This window comes from Bradyrhizobium japonicum USDA 6 (assembly GCF_000284375.1).
GTDB classification, from domain to species: Bacteria; Pseudomonadota; Alphaproteobacteria; order Rhizobiales; family Xanthobacteraceae; genus Bradyrhizobium; species Bradyrhizobium japonicum.
This window is the reverse complement of record NC_017249.1, coordinates 4971868-4988842: the sequence shown is the minus strand read 5'-3', so window position 1 is coordinate 4988842 and position 16975 is coordinate 4971868. Positions and strand designations below refer to the sequence as shown.

Annotated in this window: 18 protein-coding genes; 10 read left to right on the top strand and 8 right to left on the bottom strand. The window is 66.2% G+C overall.

Annotation, left to right across the window (positions count from 1 at the left end; translation table 11 throughout):
* Window positions 1-33: 33 nt before the first annotated feature.
* The 3 genes from BJ6T_RS23630 to BJ6T_RS23620 all read right to left on the bottom strand — a co-directional run bounded on the left by BJ6T_RS23630 (window position 34) and on the right by BJ6T_RS23620 (window position 2546).
* Complete coding sequence (locus BJ6T_RS23630) at window positions 34-1245, bottom strand: MFS transporter (RefSeq protein WP_014494993.1); 1212 nt, start codon at window positions 1243-1245, stop codon at window positions 34-36.
* The gene (kdsA, locus tag BJ6T_RS23625; protein WP_014494992.1) at window positions 1245-2096 is read right to left on the bottom strand and encodes a 3-deoxy-8-phosphooctulonate synthase; all 852 of its coding nucleotides are present in this window, start codon (window positions 2094-2096) and stop codon (window positions 1245-1247) included. Before kdsA ends, BJ6T_RS23630 begins: the two co-directional genes overlap by 1 nt.
* Window positions 2097-2219: 123 nt before the next feature.
* Window positions 2220-2546 carry an NIPSNAP family protein gene (locus BJ6T_RS23620; protein ID WP_014494991.1) on the bottom strand — a complete coding sequence of 109 codons (327 nt, stop codon included), beginning with the start codon at window positions 2544-2546 and terminating at the stop codon, window positions 2220-2222.
* Window positions 2547-2730: 184 nt separating this feature from the next.
* Here BJ6T_RS23620 and BJ6T_RS23615 point away from each other — a divergent pair, with 184 nt between their 5' ends.
* The 3 genes from BJ6T_RS23615 (at window position 2731) to BJ6T_RS23605 (ending at window position 5550) form a co-directional block, all read left to right on the top strand.
* Window positions 2731-3405 (top strand): response regulator transcription factor, encoded by a 675-nt coding sequence (locus BJ6T_RS23615; RefSeq protein WP_028169471.1) that lies wholly within the window; start codon window positions 2731-2733, stop codon window positions 3403-3405.
* Window positions 3402-4778: a sensor histidine kinase gene (locus BJ6T_RS23610; RefSeq protein WP_014494989.1), complete on the top strand. Its 1377-nt coding sequence runs from the start codon at window positions 3402-3404 to the stop codon at window positions 4776-4778. Before BJ6T_RS23615 ends, BJ6T_RS23610 begins: the two co-directional genes overlap by 4 nt.
* A 109-nt stretch (window positions 4779-4887) precedes the next feature.
* Window positions 4888-5550 (top strand): class I SAM-dependent methyltransferase, encoded by a 663-nt coding sequence (locus tag BJ6T_RS23605; protein ID WP_014494988.1) that lies wholly within the window; start codon window positions 4888-4890, stop codon window positions 5548-5550.
* A gap of 4 nt (window positions 5551-5554) precedes the next feature.
* On the opposite strand, the gene pyrG is transcribed toward BJ6T_RS23605, so the two are convergent.
* The 3 genes from pyrG to tpiA form a co-directional block, all read right to left on the bottom strand.
* A complete protein-coding gene (pyrG, locus tag BJ6T_RS23600; protein ID WP_014494987.1) occupies window positions 5555-7186 on the bottom strand; it encodes a CTP synthase in 1632 nt (543 codons plus the stop codon).
* Between the two features lie 165 nt (window positions 7187-7351).
* Window positions 7352-7738 carry a preprotein translocase subunit SecG gene (gene secG / locus BJ6T_RS23595; RefSeq protein WP_014494986.1) on the bottom strand — a complete coding sequence of 129 codons (387 nt, stop codon included), beginning with the start codon at window positions 7736-7738 and terminating at the stop codon, window positions 7352-7354.
* A 139-nt stretch (window positions 7739-7877) separates the two neighbouring features.
* Window positions 7878-8633: a triose-phosphate isomerase gene (gene tpiA, locus BJ6T_RS23590; RefSeq protein WP_014494985.1), complete on the bottom strand. Its 756-nt coding sequence runs from the start codon at window positions 8631-8633 to the stop codon at window positions 7878-7880.
* 222 nt (window positions 8634-8855) lie between these two features.
* Between tpiA and BJ6T_RS23580 the strand changes: the two genes are divergently transcribed.
* From BJ6T_RS23580 to moaC, 4 genes are read left to right on the top strand one after another with little or no spacing between them, the layout of a single operon-like run.
* Window positions 8856-10754 carry a SurA N-terminal domain-containing protein gene (locus BJ6T_RS23580; RefSeq protein WP_028169469.1) on the top strand — a complete coding sequence of 633 codons (1899 nt, stop codon included), beginning with the start codon at window positions 8856-8858 and terminating at the stop codon, window positions 10752-10754.
* Window positions 10755-10768: 14 nt separating this feature from the next.
* Window positions 10769-11782 carry an anthranilate phosphoribosyltransferase gene (gene trpD / locus BJ6T_RS23575; RefSeq protein ID WP_014494983.1) on the top strand — a complete coding sequence of 338 codons (1014 nt, stop codon included), beginning with the start codon at window positions 10769-10771 and terminating at the stop codon, window positions 11780-11782.
* A 7-nt stretch (window positions 11783-11789) separates the two neighbouring features.
* The gene (gene trpC / locus BJ6T_RS23570) at window positions 11790-12611 is read left to right on the top strand and encodes an indole-3-glycerol phosphate synthase TrpC (protein WP_014494982.1); all 822 of its coding nucleotides are present in this window, start codon (window positions 11790-11792) and stop codon (window positions 12609-12611) included.
* A 1-nt stretch (window position 12612) separates the two neighbouring features.
* Window positions 12613-13131, top strand: coding sequence for a cyclic pyranopterin monophosphate synthase MoaC (moaC, locus tag BJ6T_RS23565; RefSeq protein ID WP_014494981.1), 519 nt, complete (start codon window positions 12613-12615; stop codon window positions 13129-13131).
* Window positions 13132-13143: 12 nt separating this feature from the next.
* Here the strand turns inward: moaC and BJ6T_RS23560 are convergent, their stop codons facing one another.
* Window positions 13144-13737, bottom strand: a complete 594-nt coding sequence (locus BJ6T_RS23560) for a CGNR zinc finger domain-containing protein (RefSeq protein WP_014494980.1) — start codon at window positions 13735-13737, stop codon at window positions 13144-13146.
* 139 nt (window positions 13738-13876) lie between these two features.
* On the opposite strand from BJ6T_RS23560, the gene BJ6T_RS23555 reads away from it, so the two are divergent.
* From BJ6T_RS23555 to BJ6T_RS23550, 3 genes are read left to right on the top strand one after another with little or no spacing between them, the layout of a single operon-like run.
* On the top strand, window positions 13877-14869 hold the full coding sequence (locus BJ6T_RS23555; protein WP_014494979.1) for an amidase: 993 nt from the start codon (window positions 13877-13879) through the stop codon (window positions 14867-14869).
* A 10-nt stretch (window positions 14870-14879) separates the two neighbouring features.
* Window positions 14880-15293, top strand: a complete 414-nt coding sequence (locus BJ6T_RS49420; protein WP_014494978.1) for an amidase family protein — start codon at window positions 14880-14882, stop codon at window positions 15291-15293.
* Window positions 15290-16546, top strand: a complete 1257-nt coding sequence (locus tag BJ6T_RS23550) for an MFS transporter (RefSeq protein WP_014494977.1) — start codon at window positions 15290-15292, stop codon at window positions 16544-16546. The genes BJ6T_RS49420 and BJ6T_RS23550 overlap by 4 nt, the downstream gene beginning before the upstream one ends.
* Here the strand turns inward: BJ6T_RS23550 and BJ6T_RS23545 are convergent.
* Window positions 16527-16691 (bottom strand): Flp family type IVb pilin, encoded by a 165-nt coding sequence (locus tag BJ6T_RS23545; protein WP_014494976.1) that lies wholly within the window; start codon window positions 16689-16691, stop codon window positions 16527-16529. The genes BJ6T_RS23550 and BJ6T_RS23545 overlap by 20 nt on opposite strands.
* Window positions 16692-16975: the final 284 nt, after the last annotated feature.

Sequence of the window (16975 nt, the reverse complement as noted above, 5' to 3'; positions counted from 1 at the left end):
AGAAATACGGAGGCCGGTAAGTCGATACTTCCGTCAGGCCCGTGCGTCCGCCGGTGCCCGCGACTTGAGCAGCCCGGCGCAGACGAGACCCAGCACCACCATGATCGCGGCGCTCGCGAGCAGGGTCGGGACCTTGCCACCGTGCTGGAGGCCGAGACCATAGGCGATCGGGCCGACCGTCTGCCCCATGAAGAAGAAGAACGAATGCAGCGACATCGCCGTCGCCCGCGCCCCGACCGAGAGTTCGCTGGCGAACACCTGCAGGCAGCCGTGGATCATGTAGAAGCCCCAGCCCATCGCCAGCATGCTGGCGAATTGCAGCTTCCATCCGGGACCGAAGGCGAGCACGCCGAGCTGCAGTCCGACGAGACCCGCGCCCGCAATCATCATGCCCCTGACGCCGAGCCACGGCAGGAAGCGTGAGACCGTGAAAGTGTAGAACAGTCCGCCGATCGCAAAGCCCGCGATCACGATGCCCGCGATCGACGGCGACTTCTCGCCGAGATCGAACAGCAGCGCGGCGATGAACGGAAACAGGCCGAATACGCAGCAGCCCTCGACGAAGACCGCCGAGTAGCAGTAACGCGTGTTGGGGTTGGCGAAGATGGTCCGGTAGCCCTGCCGCAAGGCCTTCAGATCGGTCTTCGGCGGCGCCGTCAGCGCGGCGCCGCGAAAGCCCGCCGCCACCGCAACGGCCGCGATCAGGCCGAGCGCGCCGAGCATCATGAGTACACCGCGCCAGCCGATGAGTTCACCGATGATGCCTGAGGCGGTCGCACCGAGCAGATTGCCGGTCATCGAACCTGCAAGCGTGCGGCCGATTGCGACCTGCCGCTTGGCGGGTGCGACGAGGTCGGCGGTCAGGCCGAGAGCGACCGGAAACACGCCACCGGAGGCGATGCCGGCGAGGATGCGGCTCGCGAACAGGCCCGAGAAGGTGGTCGCGACCGCGCCAAGAATGCAGGAGACGCCAAGCAGCGCCAGGCACAACGTCATCAACCGCGCCTTGCCGAACAGATCGGCAGCCGCCCCGATCACCGGCTGAACCAGCGCGTAGATCAAGGCATAGCCGGCCGCGATGCTGGCGGCCGTCGTGATACTGATCGAAAAATCCTCCGCGACATGCGGCAGGACGGGATCGAGCGCGCGCGTGGACAACGCCGCCGAGAAGCTCGCGAGCGCGATGATATTGATCGCGGGTGGAAACTTCTGGTCGGACGACGGCCCGGTCGCAGGCTGGGACATCAGCGCGTTGTGCTTTTCGTCACCGCGTCGAATGCCATCAGCGTGCGGATCAGCCCTTCGAACTCGCGCAGCGGCACCATGTTGGGCCCGTCCGAGGGCGCGCGATCAGGGTCGGGATGGGTCTCGATGAAGACGCCGGCAACGCCGACCGCGACGGCTGCACGGGCCAGCACCGGCACGAATTCACGCTCGCCGCCCGAGGACGTCCCCTTCCCGCCCGGCTGCTGCACCGAATGGGTGGCGTCGAAGATCACGGGCGCGCCGGTCGTGCGCGCCAGGATCGGCAGCGCGCGCATGTCGGAGACCAGCGTGTTGTAGCCGAACGAGGCGCCGCGCTCGGTGACGAGCACGTTGGGATTGTTCGCGGTCGTGATCTTGGTCACGACATTGGCCATGTCCCAGGGCGCGAGGAATTGCCCCTTCTTGACGTTGACGACCTTGCCCGTCGCGGCGGCCGCCAGCAGCAGATCGGTCTGTCGGCACAGGAAGGCCGGGATCTGGAGGATGTCCACGGCTTGCGCCACCTCGGCGCACTGCGCGGCGTCATGCACGTCGGTCAGGACCGGCAAGCCGAGGGAGGCGCGGATCTCGGCGAAGATCGGCAGCGACTGTGCGAGCCCGAGACCGCGCGCTGCCGACGCGCTGGTGCGGTTGGCCTTGTCGAACGAGGTCTTGTAGACGAGGCCGATCTTCAGCCGCGCGGCGATCTCCTTCAGCGCGGAGGCCACCTCCAGCGCGTGCTGGCGGCTTTCGAGCTGGCACGGCCCGGCAATGATCGAGATCGGCAGATCATTGCCGAACTTGACCGTGCCAATGGTGACGACCGGCGCTGCTGAATTCGAAGAGCTCAAGGCGAATTCCCTCGTTTCGCCGCGACCATAGCGGCGATGAGGGGCGGATCAACCCCATTCGGCCCGGGCTGTCAGAATATCAGGGTTGCGCCGGGGGGCCCGGCGCGCGCCGTGCGGGAGCCGCTACTTGACCGACGAGAAGGCGGTCGGCGTCAGGATCTGGCTGACGATGTTGCCGACGATCTGGCCGTCCGCTTCGCTCTCGGCGCGTGCCTTCATCCAGTCCGGGTCGGTCATGAACTTGCCCCACTTCGCCTCGCGGTCGGCGAGCGAGTCCCAGGCCAGGAAATAGGTCAGCTCCTGGTTGGATTCGCCGATCAGCGTGGTGAAGAACCCGGCCTGCTTGATGCCGTGCTTCTCCCAGAGCTTCAGCGTGACCGTCTCGAACCGCTTCAGGAGCGCCGGCAGGCGGCCGGGCACGCAACGGTAGATGCGCATTTCATAGATCATTCTTGTTCCTCCCTGATGACGTCGGGGGTTATAACGGCTGGCCGTGACGGTGTCTTCGGCCCTGCCCGATACCGCCCGCGGCGTCTGGCGCATGGCTTGCCGGCCCCGATCGCCCCCGGTTCCCGTAATGCTGCCGCAATGATACTGCCGCTACAACGCCTCGGTTGAGGCTCAGGTGCGGATCATGCGGATTTTGCTCGTCGAGGACGAAGCGGAGATGGCCGGGGCGTTGGCCTCGGCGCTCAAGCGGTACGACATGATCGTCGATCACGCGCCAACGCTTGCCGAGGCCGAAGAGGCCATTTCCGCCGACGTGCACGCCGCCGTGCTGCTCGATCGTCAGCTGCCCGACGGCGATGGTCTTGCCCTGATTCCGAAACTGAGAGCGCGCGCCGACGGTGTGCCGATCATCGTGTTGACGGCACGCGGCGAGCTCGCCGACCGCGTCGCTGGGCTCGACAGCGGGGCGGATGACTATCTGGCAAAACCATTCGCGGTGGAGGAATTGCTGGCACGCCTGCGCGCGGTGTTGCGCCGGCCCGCCGGACTTCAGCCCGATGTCATTCGCGCGGGCCGCCTCGCCTTCGACTTCGGCCATCGCGAGGCGAGCGTCGACGGGGCTCCGCTCGAACTGCCGAGGCGGGAGCTCCTTGTCCTCGAAGCCCTGGTCCGCCGTATGGGCCGGACCGTGCTGCGATCGGCGCTGGAGGAAGCGGTCTACAGTTTCGACGACGAGATCCAGTCGAACGCACTCGATACGCATGTCTCGCGGCTGCGTCGCAAGCTTGCCGAAGCCGATGCGCACGTGGAGATCCACGGCATCCGCGGCGTCGGCTATCTCCTGAAGAAACTGCCGTGAGCAGGCACGCCGACCCATATTGCCTGCGCTCTCGGCTGAGCTGGCGCCTGCTTTCGCTCCAGGCCGCGCTGTTGGTCGCCTTGGTCGTCGTCATCATCGGCGCACTGTGCGCTACAGGCTTCGTGCTGGTCCAACGGGACGAAGACCGCGTGATCGACGTCGTGCAGAGCGCGCTCGCGCGCGATCCAGCCGGCGGCCTGACGCTGCGGCCGACGGCCGAGCTGAAAGCCTTGCGCGAGGAGACCCCCGACCTCTGGTTGCTGGTTCGCGACAGGCAGGGACATTCGCTCAGTGAAGGCTCCGCGCCGGCTGAATTCGCCGGGATCGGCGGCGCCCTCGACCAGATCAGCCAGGCGCGGCTCGGCTGGCAGCTCCTCGAGGACGACCCACGCAAGCCGGCGGCGCGGTTGAAACGCATCGACACGGCCGCCGGCAACGTGCAGGTCATCACGGCGACGCAGGGTAAGCTCAGCGGCGCCAAGGCAGTGTTCACGACGTCGCTGGTATTGCTGGGCATCGCGCTCCCCGGCCTGCTGTTGATGGGGACCGCGACGTTCATCGCGACGCCGATGGTCGTGCAGCGTGCTTTCAGAGGATTGGATGCGACTGCAGACCAGGCCCGGCGGATCGAGATCCATCAGCGCGGCGCGCGGCTGTCGGTGGAGCAGATTCCGCTTGAGGTCGTGCCGCTCGTGGCCGCAGTCAATGACGCTCTCGCGCGGCTCGATCAGGGTTACGCCCGCCACAAGCGCTTCGTTGCCGACGCCGCGCACGAGCTGCGGACGCCGATCGCGATCCTGAACACGCGGCTGGAGTCATTGCCGTCGGGACCGGACAAGACCCGCCTGATCGAGGATGCGGCGCGGCTCGCGACGCTTGCCGAGCAATTGCTGGATATCCAGCGGCTCGACCGTTGCGGGCATCCATTCGTGCCGGTCGACCTGGTCTCCGTCGCGCAAGGCGTTGCCGCCGACCTCGCACCGCTGGCGATTGCGGCCGGCTATGAGCTGTCCTTCGACGCACTTGCGGCGCGGATCGACGTGCTCGGCGACGCGGCCGCGCTCGAACGCGCGCTGACCAACCTCGTGCAGAATGCCATCCAGCACGGCCCTCGCCGCGGCACGATCGTCATTCGCGTCAGCCGTCCCGCCAGCATCGAGGTCACCGACGAGGGCGCGGGCATTCCGGCCGATCAGCGCGAGCTGATCTTCGAGCCGTTCTACCGGCTCACGCCGCTCGATCGCGGCGCCGGCCTCGGCCTCAACATGGTGCACGAGATCATGCTCCTCCATGGCGGCCACGTTTCGGTCCTGGACGGACCGCACGGCGGTGCGTGCTTCAGGATGACGCTGCCACCCCTGCAACAGGGCTGATTCAATTCGTCCCTGCGTCCCAAGCGCAATGCTGTCGCAATGCGCTCAGGCGACTCTTCGACCGCCTCACCTCTGATTTGCGAGGCGCAATCGAAATGCCGGAGTGCGCATGCCCAACGATTTCCTCTCATTCTTCCTGTCCTGGATGTCGGCCCCGCGGCGGGTCGGCGCGATCGCGCCCTCGGGCGCTGCCCTGGCCGATCTCATCACCCGCGAGATCACCCCAACGACCGGCCCGATCCTCGAGCTCGGCCCCGGCACCGGCGCTTTCACCTACAAGCTCCTGAAACGCGGCGTGCGCCAGCAGGACCTCACGCTGATCGAATACGGTTCGGACTTCACGAAGCTCCTGCAAATCCGTTTTCCCGGCGCGCGCGTGTTGTGGATGGATGCAGGACGGCTCACGACGGAGCGGCTCTATGACGGCGCACCGGTCGGCGCCGTCGTCAGCGGCCTGCCGCTGCTCAATATGTCGACGCGCAAGGTCGTCTCCATCATTGGCGGTGCGTTCCGTTACATCCGCCCGGGGGGCGCCTTCTATCAGTTCACCTACGGGATGAACTGCCCAGTGCCGCGGCCGGTGCTCGACCGGCTGGGCTTGCGGGCAAAGCTGGTGGACCGCGCCTTGCTGAACGTGCCGCCGGCCGCCGTCTACAAGCTGACGCGACGGCCGCAGATGAAGATCGTCACGGAGACCCTTGCGCCTGATGCCTCAATGCCGGTCGCACCGACGCCGATGCACCTCGTGCGCGACTACACCACGGCGCCCTGAGGCATCACACCAGCCGGCTCTGCACCATCGCCGCCTGAATGAACGAGGCGAAGAGAGGATGAGGCTCGAAGGGCCGCGACTTCAGTTCGGGGTGGAACTGGACGCCGATGAACCAGGGATGATCCTCGTACTCGACGATCTCCGGCAGCACGCCGTCGGGCGAGAGGCCGGAGAATTTCAGCCCGTGCTGCTCGAGGCGGTCCTTGTAGGCGGTGTTGACCTCGTAGCGGTGGCGGTGGCGCTCGGAAATCTCGGTCGCGCCGCCATAGACCTGCGAGACGCGGCTGCCGCGGTTGAGCGCCGCGGGATAGGCGCCCAGACGCATGGTGCCGCCGAGATCGCCGGCCTTGGAGCGCTTCTCGAGCTCGTTGCCGCGCAGCCATTCGGTCATCAGGCCGACCAGCGGCTCCTTGGTCGGGCCGAACTCGGTGGAGTTGGCGTCCTCGATGCCGACGAGGTTTCGCGCGGCCTCGATCACCGCCATCTGCATGCCGAAGCAGATGCCGAAATACGGCACGTCGCGCTCGCGCGCGAACTGCGCCGCGCGGATCTTGCCTTCGGCGCCGCGCTGGCCGAAGCCGCCCGGCACCAGAATGCCGTTGACGTGTTCGAGGAACGGCGCGGGATCTTCCTTCTCGAATATCTCGCTCTCGATCCAGTCGAGATTGACCTTCACCTTGTTGGCGATGCCGCCATGCGAGAGCGCCTCGATCAGCGACTTATACGCATCCTTCATGCCGGTATATTTGCCGACGATGGCGATGGTGACGTTGCCTTCGGGATTGCGGACGCGCTCGTTGATCTGCTGCCAGCTTCGCAGCTCCGGCGGAATCCGCGAGCCGATGCCGAAGGCGGCGAGCACTTCGTCGTCCAGGCCCGCATTGTGATAGGCCTCGGGCACGGCGTAGATGTTGTCGACGTCGCGCGCCTCGATCACAGCACTTTCGCGCACGTTGCAGAACAGCCCCAGTTTGCGCCGCTCTTCCTTCGGGATCTCGCGGTCGGTGCGGCAAAGCAGGATGTCCGGTTGGATGCCGATCGAGCGCAGCTCCTTCACCGAGTGCTGCGTCGGCTTGGTCTTCAGCTCGCCCGCGCTCGGGATGTAAGGCAGCAGCGTCAGATGGATGTAGACGGCATGGTCGCGCGGCAGCTCGTTCTTGAGCTGACGAATCGCCTCGAAGAAGGGCAGGCCCTCGATGTCGCCGACGGTGCCGCCGATCTCGACCAGCACGAAGTCGTAATCGTCATTGCCGGAGAGGACGAATTCCTTGATGGCATTGGTGACGTGCGGAACCACCTGGATGGTCGCGCCGAGATAATCGCCGCGGCGCTCCTTGGAGATGATGTCCTGGTAGATGCGCCCGGTGGTGATGTTGTCCTGCTTGGTCGCAGGCCGGCCGGTGAAGCGCTCGTAGTGACCGAGATCGAGATCGGTCTCCGCGCCGTCATCGGTCACGAACACTTCGCCGTGCTGATACGGCGACATCGTTCCGGGATCGAGGTTGAGATAGGGGTCGAGCTTGCGGAGGCGAACCTTGTAGCCCCGGGCTTGCAACAGGGCACCGAGTGCCGCTGAAGCCAGACCCTTGCCGAGCGAGGAGACCACGCCGCCGGTGATGAATATGTACCGCGCCATGGGACTTAACCTCTAATCCCTCGAATTCGATTCGCCAAAGCGATTCGTATTCCGCCCCAAATAATTTGCGGGCCTGTGGGTGAGCCAGAACTAAGAGTGGTGACAGAGCCTTGATGGGGATTTTTGATGCAGGACGGTAGAAGTCGCCCTGCATGGCCCCCTGCTTTATTGCGAGCGCGGTACCTGCGGGCCGGCTGGCGCCTGGTTCTGCTGCTGTTCGTCGGCCTTCTTCAGCGAATCCAGGATGCCGCCCGAGGTCGGCGGCGCGATCGGAGCGCCTCCGGCCGGCTGGGTCTGGGACGCCGGCGCGCCGATGATCGACGTAGGCGCACGGCTGTAGCCGGCATGCCAGGACAGGAACAGGCTGGTGAGGAAGAAGCCCGCAGCCAGAATCGCGGTGGTCCGCGTCAAAAGGTTCGCGGTGCCGCGGCTCGACATGAAGCCCGCGCCTCCACCCATGCCGAGGCCGCCGCCTTCCGACTTCTGGAGCAGGACGGCGCCGATCATAACGGCGACGATCATGAGGTGAATGACGATGACAACGGTCTGCATAGTGTCCTTCCGTCACAAGCCGACAGCGCCGAGACGGCGGCCGATCGCGCTTCGCGAGTTTTCCTGAAGTTGCGCGGTGTTACACGATCGGAAGAGGCATTGCCACCCCCGATCGGCCACAGCCGCGCTTTGAGATTAGCTAGGGGCAGCCCTTCGCAATCGCAAGGAAATCGGCCGCCTTCAGGCTGGCGCCGCCGACCAGCGCGCCGTTGACGTTTTTCACGGACATCAGCTCGGCCGCGTTCGACGGCTTGACCGAGCCGCCATAGAGGATGCGCATCCTGGCCCCGTCCGCCCTGAACCGGGAGGTCAGAAGTTCCCGGATAAAGCTATGAATCTGCTCAACATCCTGGGCCGTCGGGGTCAGGCCGGTGCCGATCGCCCAGACCGGCTCATAGGCCACGACCAGGTTGGCGGCGGTCGAGCCGTCCGGCAGCGACCCGTCGAGCTGGCCGCGCAGGATGTCGAGGGTCTGGCCGGCATCGCGCTGGCCTTGCGTCTCACCGACGCAGACGATCGCGGTGACGCCGGCGCGCCAGGCGGCCTCGGCCTTCTGCCGGATCAGGGCATCGCCCTCGCCGTGGTCGGCGCGACGCTCGGAATGACCGACGATGATGGCGGTCGCACCGGCATCGGCCAGCATTTCGGCGGCGATATCGCCGGTATGGGCGCCGGAGGCCTTGGGATGGCAATCCTGCGCCCCCACCGCGACCTTGCTGCCGCGCGCCTTGTCGGCGAAGGCCGTGATTAGGGTCGCCGGCGGGCAGACCAGCAGGTCGGCCTTGGCGGCCACCTCTGCCGCCCCCTTGAGCATGGCGTCGAATTCGGCAGCCGAGCCCTTGAGGCCGTTCATTTTCCAATTGCCGGCGATCAGCGGTCGGTTGGCGTCGGTCATGTCAATTTCCAGCAAAATGAGGTTTGTGCATGCGCTAGCAGAGCTGTCGCGGCAGTTCCAGAGAGCTGAGGGCTTTAACCGCAGCGTCGAGGGACCGCGTGGCCCGAGGTTGCGGGGGGAAAGCCGCCACTTTATGATGATTGATCAATTTGGTGACGCGCTTTTGCGGAATCTGCATTAAGACGCGCTCCCGTTCCCCTCCTGCCAAACAAGTTGGACCAAATGCTTCGAGGAATGCGCAAGGCCTCATCAAACTGGCTCGGCAAGACCATTATGGCCGTGGTGATGGGCGTGTTGATCATCAGTTTCGGCGTTTGGGGCATCGCAGACATCTTCAAAGGCTTCGGCCAGTCCACGGTGGCCAAGGTCGGCAGCACCGAGATTTCGTTGAACGAGTTCCGGCAGACCTATACCGACCGGCTGCAACAGATCAGCCGCCAGTTCGGCCGGCCGCTGACGCCTGACCAGGCGCGTGCCTTCGGCCTCGACCGCCAGGTGCTCCAGCAGACGATCGCGGAGGCCGCCCTCGACGAAGAAGCCCGCCGGCTCGGGCTCGGCCAGTCCGACGAGCAGATCCGCCAGGTCATCATGAACGACCCCAACTTCAAGGGCGTCGGCGGCAGCTTCGATCCGAACCGCTTCCAGGCCGTGATCCGCAATTTCGGCTATACCGAGCAGCGCTATGTCTCCGAGCAGCGCAAGGTGTCGCTGCGCCGGCAGATCACCGGCACGATCGGTGCCGGCCTCGAACCGCCGAAGACCATGATCGACGTGCTGACGCGCTTCCAGAACGAGCAGCGCGCGATCGAATTCGTCAGGCTCGACGCCGCGCAGGCCGGCACCATCGACGCTCCCTCGCCCGAAGCCCTCGCCGCCTATTTCGAGGATCACAAGGTCCAGTTTCGCGCGCCCGAATATCGCAAGATTTCCTTCGTCGTGGTCTCGCCGGAAGAGATCGGCAAATGGAGCGAGGTCTCAGACGAGGACGCCAAGAAGGTGTTCGACCAGCGCAAGGACCGGCTCGGCACGCCGGAGAAGCGCCAGATCCATCAGATCGTATTCCCCAACGTCGCCGAGGCGCAGGCCGCACGCGAGCGTCTCGCCGGCGGGATGTCGTTTGAGGACCTCGGCAAGGAGCGCGGGCTGAGCAGCTCCGATGTCGACCTCGGGCTCGTGACCAAATCGTCGCTCGACCCCGCGGTCGGCGATGCCGCATTCGCGCTTCCCGCGGGCGAGATCAGCCAGCCGATCCAGGGCCGTCTCGGCACGTCCATCGTCAAGGTCGACAAGATCGAACCGGGCAGTGAAGCGAACTACGCCAGCCTCGTCGGTGACATCAAGCGCGAGATCGCCGCCGAGCGCGCCCGCGTCAAGGTCAACGATCTCCGCGACAAGATGGAAGACGAGCGCGGCGGCGGCGCCAGCGTGATCGACGCGGCGCAGAAGCTCGGCCTCACGGCCGTGACCATCGATGCCGTCGACCGCTCCGGCCGCGCCCCGAACGGCCAGCCGGTCACCAGCATCCCGCAGGGCCTCGACGTGGTGTCGCAGGCCTTCAACACCGATGTCGGCGTCGACAACGACGCGATCTCGTTCAAGGGCGGCTATGTCTGGTACGACGTGCTCGCCATCACGCCCTCGCGCGACCGCAATCTCGACGAGGTGCGCGACCAGGTCGAGGCGCGCTGGCGCCAGGACCAGATCGCCGCCAAGCTGAAGACCAAGGCGACCGAAATGGTGCAGAAGCTCGAACAGGGCGGCAAGCTCGCTGACGAGGCCGCCGCGATCAACGCCAAGGTCGAGACCGCCTCCGGCTTCAAGCGCGACGACTCGCCCGCCGGCGTGCCCGCCAACGTCGTTGCGGCCGCCTTCCGCACCGCGAAGGATGGGGTCGGCCAGACCGCCGTGAGCGGCGGCAGCGAGGTGATCGTGTTCCGCGTCACCGACATCGTCGAACCCGCGGTCGACGCCGCGTCCGACGCGGTGAAGAAGCTGAAGGACAGCCTCGTCCGCGCGCTGACCGACGAGCAGGTCGCCTCCTACGTCAACAAGCTTGAAACCGACATCGGGACCACCATTAATCAGGCCGCCTTCGCGCAGGTGACCGGCGCGAACCAGTGAGTTGAAAGCACGCGATGGACGACCTGAAATCGATCATTGGAAAAGTGGCGACCGGCGCCAGCCTGTCGCGTGACGAAGCGGCTTCCGCCTTCGACGCCATGATGTCCGGCGAGGCCACGCCCTCGCAGATGGGTGGCCTCCTGATGGCGCTGCGGGTGCGCGGCGAGACCGTGGACGAAATCACCGGCGCGGTCTCGGCGATGCGCTCCAAGATGCTCACAGTCGACGCGCCCGCGGACGCCGTCGACATCGTCGGCACCGGCGGTGACGGCTCCGGCTCAGTCAACGTCTCGACCTGCGCGTCCTTCATCGTCTCGGGCACCGGCCTGCCGGTGGCCAAGCACGGCAACCGCGCGCTGTCGTCGCGCTCGGGCGCCGCCGACGTGCTGGTGTCGCTCGGCGTGAAGATCGATCTCAGACCCGAGCAAGTCGGCCGTTGTGTGCGCGAATGCGGCATCGGCTTCATGTTCGCCCCTGCCCACCATCCGGCGATGAAGAACGTCGGCCCGACCCGGGTCGAGCTCGCGACACGCACGATCTTCAATCTGCTCGGCCCGTTGTCGAACCCGGCCGGCGTCAAGCGCCAGATGGTCGGCGTGTTCTCGCGGCAATGGGTGCAGCCACTGGCGCAGGTGCTGAAAAACCTCGGCTCGGAATCCGCCTGGGTGGTGCATGGCTCCGACGGCCTCGACGAGATCACCCTCACCGGCCCGACCTTCGTCTCCGCGCTCCAGAATGGCGAGATCCGGAATTTCGAGGTCACGCCGGAGGACGCCGGCCTGCCGCGCTGCGATCCCGGTGCGCTCAGGGGCGGTGACGCCGACGCCAACGCGATCGCCTTGCAGAGCGTGCTCGACGGCAAGCCGAGCCCCTATCGTGACGTCGCGCTGATCAACGCCGCCGCTGCGCTGGTCGTGGCCGGGCACGCCAAGGACCTCAAGGAGGGTGTTGCGCTCGGTGCGAAGTCGCTCGACAGCGGCGCGGCGAGCGCGCGGCTGAAGCATCTGATCGCGGTCTCGAACGGCTGAGCCTGACATGTCGGACATCCTGACCAAGATCGAAGCTTACAAGCGCGAAGAGATCGCAGCCGCCAAGCGCGCGCAGCCGCTCTCGGAAGTCGAGGCCAGGGCCAAGGCGCAGGGAGCCCCACGCGGCTTCGTCCGCGCGATCAAGGCCAAGCACGCCAACGGCGACTACGCGCTGATTGCCGAGGTCAAGAAAGCCTCGCCGTCGAAGGGGCTGATCCGGGCCGATTTCGATCCGCCGCTGCTCGCCAAGGCCTATGAGGCCGGCGGTGCGGCCTGCCTGTCGGTCCTGACCGACACGCCCTCGTTCCAGGGCCATCTCGATTTCATGGTGGCGGCGCGCGCGGCGACGTCGCTCCCGGTGCTGCGCAAGGATTTCTTGTTCGACACCTATCAGGTGATTGAGGCGCGCGCGCATGGCGCCGACTGCATCCTGATCATCATGGCCGCGCTCGACGATGCCACCGCCAAGGATCTCGAGGACGCCGCCCTCGCCTACGGCATGGACGTCCTGATCGAAATCCACGACCGCGCCGAGCTCGACCGTGCGCTGAAGCTGCGTTCGCCGATGATCGGCGTCAACAACCGCAATTTGCGCACCTTTGAGACCACGCTCGCGACCAGCGAGACCCTGGCGCCGCTGATCCCAGCGGAACGGCTGATGGTCGGCGAGAGCGGCATCTTCACGCCCGCCGATCTCGCCCGGCTCGAGCGCGTCGGCATGTCGACCTTCCTGGTCGGCGAGAGCCTGATGCGCCAGGCCGACGTGACCGCTGCCACCCGCACGCTGCTCGCGCGCGAGAACGCGCCGCGCGCGACGGGTACGCGCTGACATGGCGCGCAAGCCCGCCAAGGCCAGGCAATCCAGGACGAAAGCCGGCCCTGTCCTCACCCATATCGGAGCCTCCGGCGAGGCGCGGATGGTGGACGTGTCGGACAAGCCCGCGACCGAGCGGCTCGCGGTCGCCGAAGGCCACGTCGTCATGACCAAGGCGACGCTTGATCTCATCGTCTCGGGCAACGCCAAGAAAGGCGACGTGCTCGGCACCGCGCGCATCGCCGGCATCATGGCGGCCAAGCGCACCTCGGAGCTGATCCCGCTCTGTCATCCCCTCGCGCTATCGAAGGTCACCGTCGACATCGAGCCCGACCCGAATCTGCCAGGCTGCCTCGTCCGCGCCAGCGTGAAGGTGACGGGCCCGACCGGCGTCGAGATGGAGGCGCTCACGGCGGTGTCGGTCGCCTGCCTCACCATCTACGACATGATCAAGGCGGTCGAACGCGGCGTGCGCATCGAGGGCATCCACCTGGTCGAGAAGCTCGGCGGCAAGTCGGGTCACTACCGCGCCTGAGCGCCGCGTGATCTATTTCGCCTCGCGCTGCCGCTCGCGATAGGCGCGCGTCTTCATCCGGTTGCCGCACAGTGTCGACATGCACCACCGCCGCGTCGATGGTTTCGACCGGTCGAAGAACACCCGGCGGCATTCCTCCGACGCGCACATCTTCAGCCGGTCCAGCGTTCCCACAAGCGTTGCGTCATGGAGCTCGATCGCGATGGCCGACAGGCCTGCGAGCGCATCCTCGCGCGCTGCCGACAGCATCGCGCCACGGCCTGCGCGCGCCTCCACCCGCAACGGAAACGGCGCGAGCGCCTCATTGAGAGTGCCGAGAACGCTCCTGTTCCGGGGCCGCTCGGCGGGCTCGCATTGCAGATAGGCGCGCAAGGCGCCGCGCAGTCTTAGCGCAGTCTCAAACATCGCGGGCGTGACACGCCCGCCCTCGGCGCCAAGGCCGCGTTCCCGCATCCAGTCCGCAAGTTCCTTCGGCCCGCCAAGCTCATCGCTCTCCGGGTGCTCCACGCCGAAATGCGTGAAGTGGCGGACATCGAGCGTGTTGGCGAAATCGTAGACGTTCGCCAGCGTGTCGGGAACCTGGAATTTGCGCGACTCTTTCGACATCGAAACACCAAAAACTGGAACACCAGTAAAACAGATTTACTGGTTGACAGCAAGCAACACCTGTATCCTAATTATACTGGTGTCGAATCCTTCGGGATCGAGCGCCCATTGCGATCACCAGAACGGAGACCCCGAGCCGATGGCCGACGCCCTGCACTATCTCGAACTCACCGCGCTCGCAGCACGCCTCAAGGCGCGCGACATCTCCGCGCTGGACGTGACGCGCGCGCAACTCGACCGTATCGACGCCATGGACCGGGATCTCGGCAGCTACGTTCACGTGATGGCGGAAACGGCCATCGCAGAGGCAAAGGCCGCGGACGCCGAAATCGCACAGGGCCGGTATCGGGGCCCGCTGCATGGCGTGCCGATTGCGGTCAAGGACCTGTTCTGGACCAAGGGCATTCCAACGGCGGCCGGCACCACGCTTCATCGCGACTTTCGTCCCAGCGAAGACGCAACCGTCGTGCGCCGGCTCAAGGACGCGGGCGCCGTGATACTCGGCAAGCTGCAACTCACCGAGGGCGCCTATTCCGACCACCATCCGTTGGTGACGCCGCCGAAGAATCCGTGGAATGCGAGTTACTGGCCGGGCATTTCGTCCAGTGGCTCGGCGGTCGCAACCGCTGCCGGGCTTTGCTTCGGCTCGCTCGGCTCCGACACCGGCGGCTCGGTCCGCTGGCCCTCCGCCGCCAACGGGCTGACCGGATTGAAGCCGAGTTGGGGTCGCGTCAGCCGCCACGGCGCGTTCGAGCTGGCTGCGACGCTCGACCATGTCGGACCGATCGGCCGCAGCGCGGCCGATGCGGGCGCGCTGCTCGGCGTCATTGCCGGACACGACCCCAACGACCCGACCTCGGTGTTCAATCCGGTGCCCGACTATCTGGCAGCGGCCGCGCAGGACGTGCAAGGCTTGCGGATCGGCGTCGATGCCGCCTGGAACAGCGACGACGTGGACGTTGCGACGCAGCGCGTGCTGGCAGACGCCATCGATGCGTTCCGCGCGCTCGGCGCCGGCATCGTCGATGTCAGATTTCCCGACGTCATGCAGGCGATTGCCGACTGGACACCGAATTGTGCGGTGGAAGCTGCGGTCGCGCACGAGGCGACCTATCCTGCCCCGCAAGGATGAGTATGGTCCGATGCTCGCCTCACTGATCGAGGCCGGTCGCGCGCTCTCCGCTCTCGATTATCAGAAGATCCTGCTGCGGCGGCTGGCGCTGCGCGGCCGTGTCACCGCACTGTTCGAGACCATTGACCTGCTGCTGATCCCGGTACACCCGTTCCCGCCGGTGACGCTCGCCATGATCCAGACGCTCGGCGAGCAGCCGGATCTGATCGCGAAGCTGCAGCGCTACACCTGCCCGTTCGACATGACCGGTCATCCCACGATCACGCTTCCGGGTGGTGCATCGGCAGACGGACTGCCGATCGCGTTCCAGCTCGTCGCCGCTGATCTCGACGAGGCCACGCTCGTGCGCGCCGGCGCGGCGTTCCAGCGGGCCACGCCCTGGCATCGTCGCCATCCTTCCCTCGTCTCGCGGAGGCAGCATTGACCGTTCAATCCACGCTCGCTCAGCGAAGCATTTTCCATGGCTGGTTCGTCGTCGCGGCGGCGTTTGCCGTCATGTTCGTCGGCTTCGGCTCCGCCTACACGTTCAGCGCATTTCTGGAGCCGCTCCAGCGCGATTTCGGCGCCTCGCGCGGTTCGATCTCGCTGGTGTTTTCGATTGCGGGCTTTCTGTACTTCGCGCTCGGGCTCGTCAGCGGTCCCCTCGCCGACCGGCTCGGCTCGCGTCCGCTGGCCGTCGCCGGCATGATCCTGATCGCGGTCGGACTTGCGGCCGCGAGCGCGGCACGTTCCCTTGTCGAGGTCTATCTCGCCTACGGGCTGGGCGTCGGCCTCGGCCTGGGCTGCGCCTATGTTCCCGCGATCGGCGCGGTGCAACGCTGGTTCGTCAAGCGCCGCGGCTTTGCCTCCGGGCTCGCGGTGAGCGGCATCGGGCTCGGTACGCTGGCGATGCCGCCGCTCGCCTCATTGTTGATCGCATCGGTGGGCTGGCGCGGCGCCTATCTGGTGCTGGGCGCGATCGCGCTGCTGCTGGGCGGCGGAGCGTCACTGCTGATCGAGAACGATCCGAAGCACCGCGGCCTCGGACCCGACGGAGATCCGCCTCGCGAGGCCGCGGGCGCAAGCAATGCCGGCGGCGCTACGGTGCGCGAGGCCGTCCGGTCGACGCGGTTTGTCGCGCTCTACGCATCGTGTCTGATCTGCTCGTTCGGCGCCTTCGTCCCGTTCGTCCATCTCGTGCCTTACGCGCGCGACCACGGGGTCGCGGCGTCCTCTGCGGTGCTGCTGCTCGGCGTGATCGGGGCCGGCAGCACCGCAGGCCGCTTCTTTCTCGGCGCGCTCGCCGACCGGATGGGCCGCGACCGCTCGCTCATCATGGTTTTGGTCGGAATGGCGTTCGCGATGGCGATCTGGGCGGTCGCCGCCGATGTCTGGACCCTCGCCGCTTTTGCCTTCGTCTACGGCGTGTTCTACGGCGGCTGGGTCGCGGTGCTGCCCGCTGTGGTCATGGACTATTTTGGCGGACGCAACGTCAGCGGAATCATTGGTATTCTCTACACCAGCGTGGCGTTCGGCACGCTGGTTGGTCCGAGTGCGGCCGGCTTCGCCTATGATGTCAACCACAGCTATACGTTGCCGATCCTGATGAGCGCCGCCGCAAACGTCGTCGCGGCGCTGATCGTGGTGACGGTATTGGCGCGCGGCGGAGCTCACGCGATCAGCGCAGCGAAGAGCTGATCGACCCGAACTTGGCGTTGAGCTTGGAGCCCATGCCGTTCACGACGGAAATGATGGCCAGCGCGATGCCGGCGGCAATCAGACCGTATTCGATCGCGGTCGCACCACGCTCGTCGGCGAGGAACTTCTTCAAGGCGTTTGTCATCGTCGTGTCCTCTCTGTGTCGTTGGCAGGCATGTTCGCAAATCACGTGCCAATGCCGACGTGTGGATCGCCAACACCTTAGATGGTTAAGCCTTGGTTGACCGTGGCACGATCGGCAGGAATTGACCGGCATCGCGAGAGCTTCCGGCAATTCCTGCACGCCTTGCGTCGCGCGCATTGATTGCTTTTGTACGCGGCCGTTCATGTCGCATTAACCGAGCTTCCTAACTTCACCTCCACACCGTTTCCGTAAACCAACGGATGTTCTCGGGATCAAGAAGCGAT